Origin of the sequence: Paractinoplanes atraurantiacus (assembly GCF_900215205.1) — a bacterium.
Taxonomy (GTDB): domain Bacteria; phylum Actinomycetota; class Actinomycetes; order Mycobacteriales; family Micromonosporaceae; genus Actinoplanes; species Actinoplanes atraurantiacus.
In genome coordinates this window covers 295,228-310,992 of record NZ_OBDY01000005.1, presented here as the reverse complement: position 1 = coordinate 310,992, position 15,765 = coordinate 295,228, and the positions used below count along the sequence as shown (strand labels likewise).

General features: G+C 71.2%; 5 protein-coding genes and 1 pseudogene. 4 read left to right on the top strand and 2 right to left on the bottom strand.

Annotation, left to right across the window (positions count from 1 at the left end; genetic code table 11):
• Positions 1–9: 9 nt before the first annotated feature.
• On the top strand, positions 10–1,257 hold the full coding sequence (locus CRP55_RS15505) for an FAD-dependent oxidoreductase (RefSeq protein ID WP_097320593.1): 1,248 nt from the start codon (positions 10–12) through the stop codon (positions 1,255–1,257).
• Between the two features lie 7 nt (positions 1,258–1,264).
• Positions 1,265–1,738 carry a MarR family transcriptional regulator gene (locus tag CRP55_RS15500; protein ID WP_097320758.1) on the top strand — a complete coding sequence of 158 codons (474 nt, stop codon included), beginning with the start codon at positions 1,265–1,267 and terminating at the stop codon, positions 1,736–1,738.
• 24 nt (positions 1,739–1,762) lie between these two features.
• On the opposite strand, the pseudogene gntF reads toward CRP55_RS15500, so the two are convergent.
• A pseudogene (gene gntF / locus CRP55_RS15495) lies at positions 1,763–2,983 on the bottom strand (guanitoxin biosynthesis pre-guanitoxin forming N-methyltransferase GntF); the annotation flags it as partial.
• A gap of 158 nt (positions 2,984–3,141) precedes the next feature.
• Positions 3,142–5,382: a pectate lyase-like domain-containing protein gene (locus tag CRP55_RS15490; protein ID WP_097320592.1), complete on the bottom strand. Its 2,241-nt coding sequence runs from the start codon at positions 5,380–5,382 to the stop codon at positions 3,142–3,144.
• Between the two features lie 185 nt (positions 5,383–5,567).
• Between CRP55_RS15490 and CRP55_RS15485 the strand changes: the two genes are divergently transcribed.
• Together CRP55_RS15485 and CRP55_RS15480 are read left to right on the top strand one after the other, a co-directional pair.
• Positions 5,568–8,477: an ATP-binding protein gene (locus CRP55_RS15485; RefSeq protein ID WP_097320591.1), complete on the top strand. Its 2,910-nt coding sequence runs from the start codon at positions 5,568–5,570 to the stop codon at positions 8,475–8,477.
• Between the two features lie 203 nt (positions 8,478–8,680).
• The gene (locus tag CRP55_RS15480; protein ID WP_097320590.1) at positions 8,681–14,737 is read left to right on the top strand and encodes a S8 family serine peptidase; all 6,057 of its coding nucleotides are present in this window, start codon (positions 8,681–8,683) and stop codon (positions 14,735–14,737) included.
• Positions 14,738–15,765: the final 1,028 nt, after the last annotated feature.

The window sequence follows — 15,765 nt, the reverse complement described above, 5'->3', positions numbered from 1 at the left end:
GATAACCGGATGGCCATATCGAGCGACTTCTCTGTGGCGATCTCCGGCGCCGGGCTCTCCGGGCTCTGCCTCGCCCAATATCTGATGCGCGCCGGCATCGACGTGCACGTCTACGAGCGGGATCCAGGTCCGTTCGTCCGGCAGCAGGGTTACCGGATCATCCTCGACCGGTACGGGCTGGAGGCGCTGCGCGAGAGCCTGTCCCGCCCGCTGTACCGGCTGGCGCTGGCCACCGGTGACCAGCCCGGCGGGCACCTGCACTTCACCGACAGCCGGCTGCGGGACGCGTTCACCATCACCTTCAAGGACGAGCCGCACGCGACCCGCCAGGTCGACCGGCTGACCCTGCGGTCGATCCTGATGTCGGGGCTGGACGGGCGCATCCACTACGGCAAGGCCGCCGTCGCGGTGGACGACGGCGGCCCGGCCGGGCTGCGCCTGCGGTTCGCCGACGGCGGGGCGGTCGCCGCGTCCGTCGTCGTGGGCGCGGACGGCGTCGGCTCGTCGCTGCGGGCGCAGCTCATGCCCGACGCGGGCCCGGCGAGCACCCCGATGGTGGGCGTGTACGGCCGGTCGCCGCTGCGGCTCGGCGGCCGGAGCGTCATCCCGGACGCGCTGAGCACCAGCGGGGTCCTGGCCATCGCCGACCGGCCGGGCCGCGCCTTCTTCTTCACCTCCATGCGGTTCGGCGAGGACCCGCGCGAGGCGTTCGCGCGGCTGGCCCCGGGCAGCTATGCGCCCATCGGCGAGGACTACGTCATGTGGGGGCTGCTGCTGCGCCGCGAGGAAGTGCCTCCCGGCCTTCGCGGCGACCTGTTGGCGCTGCGTGATCTGGCGGCCCGAATGAGCGCGGACTTCCATCCGCTCATCGGGCGGCTGGTCGACACCGCCGAGCTCGACGCCACGGTGCTCAACCCCTTCGCCAGCGGCCGTCGCCCGCAGCGGTGGGCGGTGCCGCGGGCCACGATGATGGGCGACGCCGTGCATGTCATGCCGCCGTTCGGCGCCCACGGCGGCAACACCGCGCTTCGCGACGCCGTCCTGCTCGGCGGCAAGCTGGTCGACGCCCGGGCCAACGGCACGCCGGTGGAGGAGGCGATCGCGGCCTACCAGGCGGAGATGGTGCCCTACGCCTTCCGCGCCGTGGACACCGCCGCCCGGCTGATGCACCGCCTCACCGGGGGCGCGGCCGCGCCGCATTGGGTGCTGACCCGCGTGCTACCTCGGCTGCATCGGGTCACCGTGCCGGAGGCATGATGGCGGCATGCCCGACGAGCCGGCCCCCGCGTCCGCGATCACCGACCTCATGCGCGCCGGACGGGAGATGTCGCGGCTGTCCATGGTGTTCCGGTACGCCATCGCGGACCGGCTGGGCCTGACCGTCAGCGACCTGGAGTGCCTGGACTTCCTGGCCGACGCCGGGCCCGCCACCGCGGGGCAGGTCGCCGAGCGGACCAACCTCACCACCGGGGCCGTGACCAGCATGCTGCGCCGGCTCCAGCAGGCCGGATATGTCACGGCCGACCGCGATCCGGCCGACCGGCGGCGGGTGATCGTCACCCTGCGGCCCGAGCGGGCCGCCGATCTGGAGCGGCCGTACGAGCGGTTCGCCGGCCGGGCGCAACGGCTCGTCGAGGGCTACAGCGCCGACGAGCTCATGCTCCTGGTCCGCCACTACGGGCGCATGCAGGCGATGTACCTCGACGAGCTGGACCGGCTGCGCGACCCTGCTCGGTAAGGGCGGGCGCCGGCGCGCCTGGCAGAGCAGGACCGCCGAGTATCCATGAGCGGCGTCCTGCGATGTCTCCCGGACTTCGATCGCGCCGGGTTCGAACTCGGGCCTCAGCGCCGCGCGGAGGTCGTGCTCGTCGACGTCGGCGCCGGGGAAGGTCTTCCCGGCGACGGTGTAACCGCGGCAGCGGCGCAGGGCGGCGGTGATGAACAGGCCTCCCGGCTCGACCAGGCCGGTGATGTGGCGCATGAACATCAGCCAGGTCGTGCGGTCGGAGGTGGCCGAGTCGGCGCAGTACGGACTGATCACCATCGGGTAGTGACGGTCGACCGGGCGCGGATGCCGGGCGTCGACCTGGACCAGCTTCGTGATCTTCGACCGGGTGAGGTCCTCGCGGGCCGCGATCTGCTCGTCGGTCGGGCCGCTGATGCCCTCGCACTGCAGGGTGTAGCGGACGAACGGGCGCCAGTCGTGTGCTCCCGGTTCACGGCGGATCCACCGGCGGATCTCGGCCAGGTTGGCCGGGAGGTAGTCGCCCAGGTGGATCTCGGAGGCGGTCTCGGCCGCCGCGAACACGTGGTGCAGGGTGGGCCCGACGCCGAAGAACAGCACCGGCCGGCCGGATTCGGCCTGCCGCATGGCGCCGACGAGGAAGGCGACGGTGGCCACCTCGTCCGGTTCCACCGAGCGGTAGTAACCGGCGAGGTATTCGGCCGGTTCCCAGTCGGTGTCGAACGACGCGTACCGCCGCCAGCGGCGCAGCAGGCCGGTGGTGATCCGGGCGAGCCCGTACTCGTACAGCGCGGCGGCCAGGTTGGCCCCCGCGAGGAAGCCGAGCGCCTCGGTGCTGGTGACGCTGTCGCTGAAGGCCGCGGCGCCGAAGGCACCGGCGTAGTAGATCGCCTCCCCGGCCACCTGGGTGCCGGCGTAGCCGGCCGCCGCGGCCAGTCGTGCCACGCGGGCGCTGCGCGACGTGCGGCGGGCGAGGTCGTACGCCCCCTTGGAAAGTACGTTGGTGCTGGTCCCGGTGCGCAGCAGCAGGGTCCAGTTGGCGTGCAAGGCCGCCCGCAGCCCGACGGCCCAGGCCACGTAGCTGACCGCCAGAATCAACAGCAGCCAGGGCACGCCGAGGCCGGCGATCAGCCCCGAGGCGACCAGGGCGACCCCGGCCGCCGCCGCGAAGGCGTCCAGCGCGTAGTTCGACGCCACGGTGGCGGCGATGCTGACGATCCAGTTCCTGAGCCCGGTCATGGGGCTGAGGATCGGGCCGCCGGTTGCTCAAAGTCCAGGTCAGATAGTGGTCAATCGCTGTCCACCTGCGCGGCGGACTGGCCGATCTCCGACGATGCGGTGCGAAGGCGGCCACCGGTGCGGGTCGCACCGATGGCCGCCGTGTCACGCCATGGGGGTCAGGGGAAGTTCACGACCTGGCGCGGGGTGGTGTTGCCGGCCGGGTTGGGAACGGCGCCGCCGGTGTCGTTGACGACGTTGGCGATGGTGCCCACGTCGCCGAGCGAGACGGTGAGGACGCTGTGCAGCCGGACGCCGGACCGGACGGGCACCTCGAAGGCGCGGTCCACCCGGACGCTGGGGTTGACGTTGAAGTAGGCGTACGAACCGCCGCCCCACAGCTCGTGGTCGGTCACGGTGTCGGCGACCTTGTAGGCGGCGTAGCCGTTGCCTCGCGGCCCGATCCAGGCCGCCTGGTTGGGTACGTCGTACGGCTTCTCGTTCTGGAAGAAGATCGTACGTCCGCGGTTGCCGTTCCAGACCACCTCGTACTTCTGGTAGTGCTCGACGAACAGGCCGGTGGCGAGGACGTCGTCGCCGTTCACCAGCAGGCCGGTGTCGCCGGTGTTGACCGTCCAGCCGGTGGGCGCGCCGCCGTGGTCGGCCCGCCAGGCCCAGATGTGGTCGATGAGCGTGTCGTCGCTGTGCACGGCGAGGGTGGTCGTGGCCTTGCCCTGGACGCTGCTGCCGATGCGGAAGAAGACGTCCTGGAGGCTGATCGGGTTGGCGGAGTGGTCGGTGTGGACGCCGGCCCGGCCGACGGTCATCAGCGTCGGGCTGTTCGTCGTCCCGGCGTCGAAGGTCAGGCCGCTGACCTTGACACCGTCGACGTCGGCGATGTTCAGGGCCTCGACGCCGTTGTTCGGGATCAGCGTCGGATATCCGATGCCGGTCACCACGGTGTTCGGGCGGGTGACCCGGATGGTCTCGTTCAGGGCGTACGTGCCGGGCGTGAAGAACAGGTTCAGGCCCTGAGCGAGGGCGGAGTTGATCCGGGCGGCGCTGTCACCGGGCTTGGCGACGTAGAACTCCCGCATCGGAATCGAGGTGCCGGCGGTGTTGGGCCAGCTGGCGCCGGACGAGGCGCGCCGCAGGGCGGGCACGAAGACGCGGTAGAGGCCGGCGCTGTCGACGTACAGGAAAGGCTTCTCCCGGGTGACCGGGGTGGTCGCCAGGGTGGTGTGCGGCGGGTTCGGGAACGCGTTGGCCGGGCCGCCCTGGACGCCGGAGAAGACCATGTTCCAGACGCCGCCGTCCCAGCGGCCGATCCGGCTGTCGCGGGTGTACCACTGCTGCTGCGAGCCCGAGGACACGACGCCGTCGACCACGGAGTCGGCCAGGTAGCCGCCGCTGGAGTAGCCCTGCCCGTTGTCCTGGTTGGAGGGGGCCAGGGTCAGGTTGCCCTTGATGTGCACGCGGCGCATCGGTGCGGCCTGGGAGACGGCCCACCGGTTGGTGCCGCCCTCGGGCACGATGGACAGGTTCTCCATGCTGCGCCAGAAGTTCTGGGTGGCGTTCTTCTCGTCGCCGTAGTTCCACCCGGAGTCGACGTTGACCGCGCCGTTGATCGTCACGTCGTCCGGGTTGAGGCCGAGGCCGGCGACCGTCGTGTAGAAGCCGACGTTGGCCCACACCCGCCCGTACGTGCCGGGCTTGAACAGGAACACGTGGCGCTGGGTGCCGAACTGCGCGGTCGGGCTGCGCAGCTGCGCGTTGAACGCCTGGTCCACCGCCGACTGGATGGTCGCGGCCGGCGTGGACGGGTCGAAGATCCGCACGTTCGCACCCAGGTCAGGGGTGTCGGACGTGGGCAGAGACGGCCCGCTCGGGGTCGGCGTGGGCGTCGTCGGGGTGACAGCGGTGCCGAAGACCTGGAACTCCCAGAGCGAGTAGCCGTACGGGGTGGCGCGGATGGTGCCGTTCATCCGCACATAGCGCCCGCTGCCGGAGACGTTCAGGGTCTGCTCGCCGGCCCGGCCGGTCGTCACCGGGGAGATGGTCGTCCAGGTGGAGCCGTTCGGCGAGGTCTGGATGGTGAACGCCGAGGCGTAGGCCGCCTCCCAGTTCAGCACGACGCGGCTGATCGTCTGCGTGCTGCCGAGGTCGACCTGCAACCACTGCGGATCGGCGAACGTGCTGGACCAGCGGGTGCCGGTGTTGCCGTCGACCGCGGCCGAGGCGGGGTAGGCGGCGCTCTCGACGGACGAGGCGGTGGCCGGCTTGCCCTGCGACAGCGGCACTTCCGCAGCACTGGCATCGGTGGCGACGGTGACGACGGTGGTGGCGAGAGCTCCGGCGAGAACCGCACTGAGCGCAACCAGCCCGCGGCGCCTGCGGACCAGCGGTGGTGGGGATGTCATAACGCCTGCTTTCTTGGGGGAGAGAGCGCTTTCCGGATTGTTACCACCGTGTTGCGACGCGTCAATGTGTTGGCAACAAAGGGCGGCCTGGACTGCCCTTTCTGGTCATGGCGAAATAGTCGGCGAAAAAATGGTTATCGCCACTGTGTCTTGTGCTCCGGCGCCGAAAAGCGAGATCATCGCGCATGCTCGACCCCGCCCCCGTCTTCACGCCACGTTTCGTCGGCCGCGATCGGGAGATGGCGGCGCTGCGCGGTGCCCTGGACCGGCCTCCGGCGATCGTGCTGGTGGAGGGCGAGGCCGGGATCGGCAAGAGCCGGCTGCTGCGCGAGTGGCTGGCCGCGCCGGACCAGCGCACCGCTCTGGTGTCGGTGTGCCCGCCGCTGCGCGAGTCGCTGACCCTGGGGCCGATCGTCGACGCGTTCCTCGGTGTCGAGCGCCCGGTGCCGCGCCCGCGGCTCAGCGAGCTCGCGGGCGCGTTACGGCCCCTGTTCCCCGAATGGTCGGAGGACCTGCCGCCCGCGTTGCCGCCCTTGGACGATGCGAAGGCGGCCCGGCATCGTCTGTTCCGGGCCCTCGACGAGTTGCTGCGCGCTCTGCGCGTCGATGTTCTCGTGCTCGAGGACGCGCACTGGGCCGACGAGGTGACCCTCGAGTTCCTGCTGTTCGTCATCTCCCGGCAGCGGGCGGACGGCCTCAGCCTCGTGATCTCCTATCGGCCGGAGGAGGTGGACGACGGATCGCTCCTGCTGCGGCTGACGTCCCGGTTGCCCGCGGGCGTGACCCAGCTGAGGATCGCCCTGGCGCCCATGCGGCCGGACGACACGGCGGCGCTGGTGTCCTCGATGCTGGACGGCAACCCGATCTCGCCGGAGTTCACGACGTTCATGCACGACCGGACCGGCGGCGTTCCACTGGCCGTGGAGGAGTCGGTCCGCCTCATGTGCGACCGGGCCGAACTCGTCTTCCGCGATGGACAGTGGGTCCGGCTGAAGCTGCGCGAGCTTCAGGTCCCGCCGACGGTGCGCGACTCCACCCGGGAGCGGGTGAGCCGTCTGTCGCCCGCGGCGCAGCAGGCACTGCGGGCCGCGGCCACGTTGGCCGAGCGCTCCTCGGTGGCGACGGTCGCGATGACCGCCGGCCTGACGCCGGACGAGTGCCGGGCCGCCATCGCGGAGGCGGCCGGCGCCGGTGTCCTGGACGGGGACGACCGTGGCCGGTGGCGGTTCCGGCACGTGCTGGCCGCCGCCGCGGTCTACGAAGCGATCCCCTTGACCGACCGCAGGCACTTCCACCTGCTGGCCGGCCGGGCCCTGGAGCACCTCCAGCCGCCGCCCGTGGCCCGCCTGGCCCACCACTTCCGCGAGGCCGGCGAGAAGCCGTCCTGGGCGCGGTACGCCGAGCAGGGCGCCGAGCTGGCCATGGCCTCGGGTGACCACACCAAGGCGGTCGGCCTGCTGGTCGACCTGCTGTCGCGGGCCGTGCTGCCGCCGGTGGACCGGGCACGTGTCGCCCGCATCGCCGGAGTCGCCGCGCTGCGCCGCCGTGAACCGGTCGACGAGGTCTACCACCGGGTGGTCCGTACCCTGCGCTCGGTTTTGGAGACGCCGGGGCTCTCCGCCCGCGAGCAGGCCGAGATCCGCAACCCCCTGGGCCGGCTCCTGATCACCGGGGGCGAGGCCCAGGCCGCGCTCGGCGAGCTGGAGCAGGCGGTGGCCAACCTCGGCCACGACCCGGTCGAGGCGGCCCGGGCGATGACCTACCTCGGCTGGGCGTACGCGGGACCGTGGCCGGCCTCGACCCATCGGCGCTGGCTGGATCGCGCGGCCGAGCTGACCGCCCGGATCGAGTCGCCCGCGCAGCGGCTGAACCTGGCCGGGAACCGGGCCGCGGCGTTGCTCATGCTGGGCGAGGAGGAAGCCTGGGACGTCGTCGCCGGCCTGCCCGTCGACGGCACCACGGCGGGGGAGCGGCTCGACGTGGCCCGCATCCACGTGAACGTCGGCACCGGGGCGCTGATCTGGGGCCGCTACGCCGACGCCGGGGAACACCTCACCGTGGCCATGCGCCTCGCCGAGGCCGAGCAGGCGTCCCGGTTGCAGCACAACGTCCGGCTGGAACAGGCCAACCTGGCCTGGAACACCGGCCGGTGGGACGGTCTGGCCGAGACGAGCGCGGCCCTCGCCGACGCCGACCGCGACCGGCCTGCGCATTACCTGGGCAGCATCCGCCTCGCGGCCCGGCTGGCGGCCGCGGCCGGACGGCGGCGAGCCGCGGAGGAGCAGTTCCGGCTGGTTCTCGAGGAGTCGGCCCGCCTCGGCGCGGCCGACGACACGATGGAGGCCTCGGCCGCGCTGGCCCGGTTGTGGCTGACGGACGGAGACCACCGCCGGGCGCTGCGCATCACGGACGAGCCGATGGACACCGTCCGGCGCAAGGGCATCTGGATCTGGGCGACGGACCTTGTTCCGGCCCGCGTCGAGGCGCTCCTCGCCGCCGGTGACCTCGCGGCCGCGACCCGCCTGGCCGGCCAGTTCGCCCGGGGACTGCGTGGCCGTACGGCGCCCGCGCCCCGGGCCGCGCTCACCGTGTGCCGTGCCCTGCTGCTCGCCGCGGCCGGAGACCACGCCCGGGCGGCGACGGCCTGGGAGCGGGCGGCGCGCGCCTGGAGCGCCCTGCCGCGCCCGTACGACGCCATGCTGGCCCGCGAGCGCCGGGCCGAGGCGCTCCTGGCGCAGGGCCGCGCCGAGCCGGGCCGCCAACTGCTCGCGGCCCAGTACGAGCAGCTGTTCCGGCTGGGTGCCCGCGGTGACGCCGACCGTGTCGCCCAGCGGCTCCGTGAGCACGGCGCCGAGGTTCCGCGACTGTGGCGCGGCGGCCGCCGCGGCTACGGGGATCAGCTCTCACCCCGCGAGCTCGACGTGGTCCAGCTGGTCGTGGCCGGCAAGACGAACCGGGAGATCAGCCGGATCCTGGCCAAGTCGCCGGCCACAGTGGACCAGCAGCTGCGCGCGGCGATGCGCAAGCTGAACGTGAACTCCCGGACCGCCCTCGCGGTCAAGGCGGTCGAGGCCGGCGTGTTCGCCGAGTCGTGAAGATTGACGTATCCGCCTAATAGCTAAGGTCGCTCGTTCCGCCCGAGCATGGCTCCATGATCCATAGCCAGTGGCCGATGCGTGACGAACCCGCCGACGAGCATCCGCCACCTGTCGAGCTGCCGGACGACGCCGACGACGACGCCGGCGACGACCACGAGAGCCACGACCCCTACCAACCGCTGTAGGCGGAAGGGACCCCCATGAGATTCAAAGCCCTGGCGGCGACGCTGGCCGCAGCGGTCGGCCTGAGCATGCTCCAGCAACTACCGGCGTCCGCGGCCGAGCCGGAGCCCGGCCCGGCCGCCGGCAAGATCGAGTCGACACTCAAGGACCGTTTCCGCTCGCAGCCGTCCTCCGACTTCTGGATCACCTTCGACACCGGGGCCGACCTCGGGCCGGCGAAGAAGATCGCCGACTGGACCGCCCGCGGCCGGTTCGTCTACGACGCGCTGACCGCGGCCACGAAGAAGTCCCTGGCGTCCGTGTCGCCCGAGCTCGACAAGGCCGGCGTCAAGTACACCTCCTACCCGATCGTCAACGCCGTGCTGGTCAAGGGCGGCACCGAGCAACTCGCCCTCGACGTGGCGTCGCGGGCGCAGGTCGCCGAGATCCACACGACGCCGCAGGTCGCGCTCGTCGATCCCGTGGACGAGAAGACGCCCCAGTCCGCCCGCACCGCCGCGACGGCGGACGACACGGTCACGTGGGGCCTGGAGGCCATCCACGCCCCGCAGGCCTGGACCATGGGCGCCACCGGCGCCGGCATCACCGTGTCCAACCTCGACTCCGGTGTGCAGTTCGACCACCCCGCCCTGAAGCGGCAGTACCGCGGCGCGAAGCCCGACGGCACCGTCGACAACAACTACAACTGGATGGCCAGCCGGGGCTCGTGCGCGACCGCGCCGTGCGACGACAACGGCCACGGCACGCACACCATGGGCACCATGGTCGGCGTCGACGGCACCGACCACGTCGGCGTCGCGCCGGACGCGCAGTGGATCGCCACGAACGGCTGCTGCGAGAACGGCGTCGAGTCGCTGCTGCGCTCCGGCTGGTGGCTGCTCGCACCGACCGACCTGCAGGGCAACAACCCCGACCCGTCCAAGCGCCCCCACGTCATCAACAACTCGTGGGGTCAGACCGTCGAGCACAACTTCGACGACTTCTTCCAGGCGATCGACGAGGCCTGGACCGCCGCCGGCATCTTCAGCACCTGGTCGTCGGGCAACACCTCGCCGTACGCGGCCTGCGACACCGTCTCCTCGCCGGGCTCGGCGGCGAGCGCCTATTCCGTCGGCGCCTACTCGGAGGACGGCACCCTGGCCTCGTTCTCCCGCAAGGGTGAGGGCGAAGGCGACCGGATCAAGCCGGAGATCTCCGCCCCGGGTGTCAACGTCCGCTCGTCCTATCCGGGCGACAGCTATGTCGAGATGGCCGGCACGTCGATGGCGGCGCCGCACGTCGCCGGCGCCGTCGCGGCGCTCTGGAGCTACGATCCGACGCTGATCGGGCAGGTCGACGAGACCCGTCGCCTGCTCGGTGAGTCGGCCGTCGACGTCGACGACACCGAGTGCGGCGGCACCGCCGAGATCAACAACAAATACGGCGAGGGGCGGCTCGACCTCGTACGCCTGCTGGAGCTCGCGCCCCGCAAGGGCGGCACCCTCACCGGCGTCGTCACCGCCGGCGGCGCCCCGGTTCCCGCGGCGGACGTGACGATCAGCGGGCCGTTCACCCGGTCGATCGGCACCGACAAGGACGGCCGGTTCACCACCAACCTCCCGGTCGGCGAGTACAAGCTCAGCACCAAGGTCTTCGGCTACCTGACCGCGACCGCCGACGTCACGATCACCCTCGGCCAGGACACCTCCGTCACGCTGCCGCTCACCGCCGCCGCGAGGCACGACATCAGCGGCCGGGTCGTCGACGACAAGAAACGGCCCGTCCCGAACGCCAATGTGTCCATCAAGGACACGCCGTTGAAGCCGGTACCTACGGGTGCCGACGGCACGTTCACCATCGCCGCCGTCCCCGAGGGCACGTACGGCCTGGCCGTCGAGCCCAACGCCTGCTTCTCGCCCACGACGGTCCCGCTGACCGTCGGCGCGCGGAACGAGCCGTCCGAGATCCCGGTCGGGCTCGTTGTCGACAAGGGCGGCTACAGCTGTGCCGTCTCCGAGGGCGAGTACCTGCGCGGCACCGAACCGGTCACCTTCGGCAGCGGTGTGTGGGCCACGGTGAAGCTGCCGTTCCCGATCGCGCTCTACAACGGCAGCCACGACACCCTCGGCATCGGCCTGCGCGGCGTCATCTCGCCGGACACCAGCACCGGGCCCGGCACCGGCGGTGCGGGCATCTTCCCGTTCTACTCACAGACTCCCGTCGAGTTCGCTCCCGGCGGCGGTGTCTTCACGGCGGCCACCAAGGTCAACGGCGAGGACGCGTTCGTCATCGAATACCGCGACGCCAAGCTCTGGGCCTGGCCGGACCGGGCGGACTACACGGAGCCGGTCAGCTTCTCGGCCACGCTCACCCGCTCCGGCACCGTGATCTTCGGCTACGGCGAGGGTGTCGGATCCAGCGACCCGGTGACGGCCGGCGCGCACGCCACCACGGGCATCCAGGGCTGGGCCGGCGTCGACGGCATCCGGTTCTCCGAGAGCTCCCCGGTGCTGCGTGACGGCATGATCGTCACCTACGACATGCCGGACTTCGGATATCTGGACGCGACCGTCGCCGACCAGAACGACGGGCTGCCGGTCGCCGGCGCGAAGGTGTCCTTCAGCAACGGTGACGGGCTCGTGGAGGCCGTCACCACCAACGGCACCGGCATCGTGCACCGCCAGCTTCCGGTCGGCGATTACACGATGACGGTCGAGGCACCGAACTACACGACCGCGGCCTACCCGTTCTCGCTGAAGAATCTCTACGACCAAGCCAAAATTGACGTACGCCTGACCACGGGCGTCGCCGGTCTGAAGGCCGACGGCCTCGACGCGCTGCTGGGCGCCGACCAGAACGGCAAGGGCTCGCTCACGCTGACGAACAACGGGTCGTCCCCCTTGACGTACACCCTGGGCGAAGCCTCCCGGCACCCCGAGCTCGACGCCACCGGGACCACCGCCCGCACCGGCGCCGGCGCGGCCAGCACGATCGACCTCGCCGCGTGGAAGGCCGGCGCGACCGGCGTGAAGCCGTCGAGCGCCGCTTCCGCCGTCAAGGTCGGCGCGACCTCCGGCGGCGAGGTCATCTCCCGGATCTCCATCCCCGGCACCACCGCGGAGAAGGAGCCCTCCGGCATCGGGTACGACGGCGACGTCTGGGTCCACGACTACAACAAGCGGACCAACACCGCCTACACGGTGACCGGCAAGAAGACCGGCAAGGTCTTCGACGCCTCGTGGAACCCCGAGTACCGGGCGTTCGACATGGCCCTGGACACCAAGACCGGTGACATGTGCCAGATGGAGGACAGCCCGGCCAGCTACATCCACTGCTTCAACCGGGACACCGGCAAGGAGACGCGGCAGATCAAGGGCGACTGGTCCACGCTGCAGCTGACCGGCCTCGCCTACAACCCGGCCCAGGACGTCTTCTACGTCGGCGGCCGCACCAACGGCATGATCGGCACCGTCGCCGGCACGTCGCACGACAACGCGGGCGCGCTCCTGTCCTTCTGCGCCCCGCCGCTGCCCGAGGTGATGGGCCTGGCCTACAACCAGGCGTCGGACACGATCTGGTACACCGACCTCACCTCGAACCGGCCCACCCGCCTGTTGCAGGTCGACCCCGAGGACTGCTCGCTGGTGAACGCGTGGTGGTTCCCCGGCCAGAAGGCGGGCCAGGGCGGCGGCCTCGAGACCGACGCCACCGGTGCGCTGTGGGCGGCCGACCAGATCGCCGACGACGTCGTGCTCGTCGACGTCGAGGACGACCTGCTCACCGACCTGCCGTGGCTGTCGCTCTCCTCGACCGGCGGCACCCTCGCCCCCGGCCAGTCGGCGACCGTCAAGGTGTCGATCTCCTCGAAGGGCGCCAAGCCCGGCGTCCAGGGCGCCAACATCGTGGTCCGGTCCGACTCCGGACGCCAGTCCAAGGCGTACGTCCCGGTGACCCTCACGACCACGAAGTACCAGGTCGGCCTCAACGCCGGCGGCGCCAAGCTCACCGACGGCTCCGGCTACACCTGGTCGGCCGACCAGGCCGCCGGCAAGAAGTCGTGGGGCTACGAGGGCAAGACGAAGGTCGCCACCACGAAGGCGCCGATCGCCCCGCTCTTCCAGTCGCAGCGGACCACGGCCGACAAGCAACTGTTCTACCGCTTCCCGGACGCACCCAAGGGCACCTACGCGATCGACTTCGGATTCGCCGAGATCGAGAAGGTGGCCAAGGGCAAGCGCGTGTTCGACGTCCTGGTGGACGGAACACTGCAGGATTACGCGTACGATCCGGCCGCGGCCGTGGGACTGAACACCCCCGACTGGCGCCAGGCTGTCGTGAAGCACGAGGGCGGCCCGCTGACCGTGGAGTTGCGGGGCTCGAAGGGCCTGAAGCCCCCGAGCATCGCCGCGCTGCGGGTGACGCTCGACCCGCGCGCCGACGTGGCGGAGCCGGAGCAGCCCGAGCAGCCCGACCCGGGACCGGTGCCGGTGGCTCCGGCCGGCCGCTCGTACACGATGAAGGTGACCGAGGGGCTCTACCGCCAGGGCACGCAGGAGTCCGGCTGGCACGGCGACGACCTCTGCGGCCCGCTGTTCTTCGACGCCGGCTACCTTCAGCCGTTCTACGACACTGCCTGGGACGGCGTGTGCGTGACGACGAACGGCGCGCTGACCTTCGACCGCGCCAACGTGTCGGGCAACAACGGGACGCTCCCGTCCTCGAACCCGATCGACGCGATCTACCCGTTCTGGGACGACCTGGTCGTCGACGACGAGGCGGGCATCTACTTCGGCACGACCGAGGTGGACGGGATGCCGGCGCAGGTCGTCGAATGGCGCAACGTGGCCTTCTACAGTGACCAGACGGCCCGCGTCAGCTTCTCGGTCACCCTGATCGCCGACGGGCGCGTCCAGATCGGCTACGGCGACGGCGTCGGCGGCGACAACCCCCTGACCCAGGGGTCGTCGGCGACGGTCGGTGTGGAGAGCCTGAACCGCAATCCGGCGGGCCAGTACTCCGTCGACCAGCCCGTCCTGAAGGCCGGCCTGGGGCTGGAGTACAGCCTCCCGGCCTCGGGCACGATCGAGGGCACGGTCACCGACAAGAACGACGGCAAGCCGATCGAGGGCGCGATCGTCACGCTCAACGGGCGGGTCCTCACCACCGACCTGAAGGGCCGGTGGAAGGCCCAGGCGCTGGTCGGCGAGAACACCGTGCAGGTCGAGGCGCCGAACTACGTCACGGCGAGCCGATCGGTGACCATCGCCAAGAAGGATCAGGCTGAGGTGAGGGACACGGCGCTGACCACGGGCATCGCCACCGTCACCGGCGGGGACCTCGACTGGCTCCTCGACAAGGGCCAGAAGGCGACGGCCAACGTGACCGTCACCAACAGCGGCTCCGCCCCGCTCGACGTGCGGGTCAGCGAGCAGGCCGACATGCCGTGGCTGACCCTCACGGGCGCGGCCGCGACCGGCACGGTGAAGCTCGCGGCCGGCAAGTCCACGACGGTCACGGTGACGGCCGGCAACGCGGGCATCAAGCCCGGCGTACTCACCGGGGACCTGCTCGTGGCGACGAACGCCGGCAAGGGCGGGACCCAGGTCGAGCCGGTCCGCCTGGCGACCTCGGCCTACTGGAAAGCGGTCGACGCCGGCGGGCCGGGGTACGGCTCCTGGTCGCCGGACCAGGCGCTCGGCTCCCGGTCGTGGGGATACGTCGGCGGCCAGGTCCGTACCACCAGGGCCGACATCGCGGGCACTCAGGACGACCCGCTGTTCCGCACCCAGCGGACCGGTGAGACGTTCCGCTACGTGTTCAAGAACGCCCCGGCCGGCACGTACCGGATCGGCCTCGACTTCGCCGAGATCGAAAAGGTCAAGCCCGGAAAGCGCGCCTTCGACGTGCTGGCCGACGGCAAAATCGCCCTCTACGACCACGACGTGCAGGCGAAGGTCGGCACCCTGACCGCCGACACGAACACAGTCATCGTCAAGCACCCCGGCGGCGACCTGACGATCGCCTTCACCCGCGAGAAGGGCGAGGAGGACCCGATCCTCAACGCCCTGAAGGTCCAGGAGGACCCGCGCCTCTGAGCCGCCCCTCCAACGGTCAGAGCCTCCTCGGCGAACTCGCCGGGGAGGCTCTGACGGCTCATACGGTCGGCTCTTCCGGCCACTCGTACAGCCGGGTCCCGGCCTCCGTCCAGTCCGGCACCTTGATCGCCCCGGCCAGGATCGGGCGCGTTGCAGATCGTCACCGTGCGCTCGCGGTTGAACGGATTGGGCGCCCGAAGAAAGAGCGCGACGTCATCGGTCAGCCCGCCGGCCTGATCCCATGAGGCCTCGAAGATCCGATCCGTACCGGCCACTTCGAACGCTCCACGGTCGGCGGCGGTCGGCCGGCTCGTCTGCCGGATCGGCACACCCACGCGCGGCATGATGGCGCGGGTGGTGAGGTTCCAGTCGACGCCACCGAGCAAAACCAGGTGCGTGCTGCGGTCGTCGTCGACCAGATCGGCGGGCACCCGTAGCCGTACCGTGTTGTCCGGGTTGACCGCCCGGATGTGCCCGTGCAGCTCGATGAGCGAGTCCAGGTCGGCGTAGCGGTAGGCCTCGACGAAGTCCGGGTCGAACCGGTCGGACGACGGCACGTTCTCCAGCAGCGCCTGCGGCAGGCGGGCGCAGACGATGGTGATGTCCTCGTCCGGCGGGAACCGCCACGGACGGGAGCCGAGGGACGCGCGCAGCCGGTTCGTGCTCTCGTCGGCCGGGCGAATCGGCAGGCCGAGCGCGGCGGCCCGCAGGTCCATCAGGTCGTCCTCGATCGCGAGTCGCCGATCGCGCTCGTCGCCGGTGAGATCGTCGTCGGACGGCAGCAGCGGATGTCCGTCGTTCAGGGACCGGTCGGAAGCGAAGAAGCGTGCGTACTTCGCCAAGTACTCGGCGCCCGGAGTGACCGGCCGATCCTGCTTCTCCCAGGCGGAGATCAGCGGAACGCTCACACCGAAGGCGACGGCAAGCTGACTCTGCTCCACCTGGATGCCCGGAAACCCGCGCAACCGCAGGTCGCGCAGCCGCTCAGCGAGCAGGCGCCCCGTCTCGTCGTCGCTCACCACTTGCTT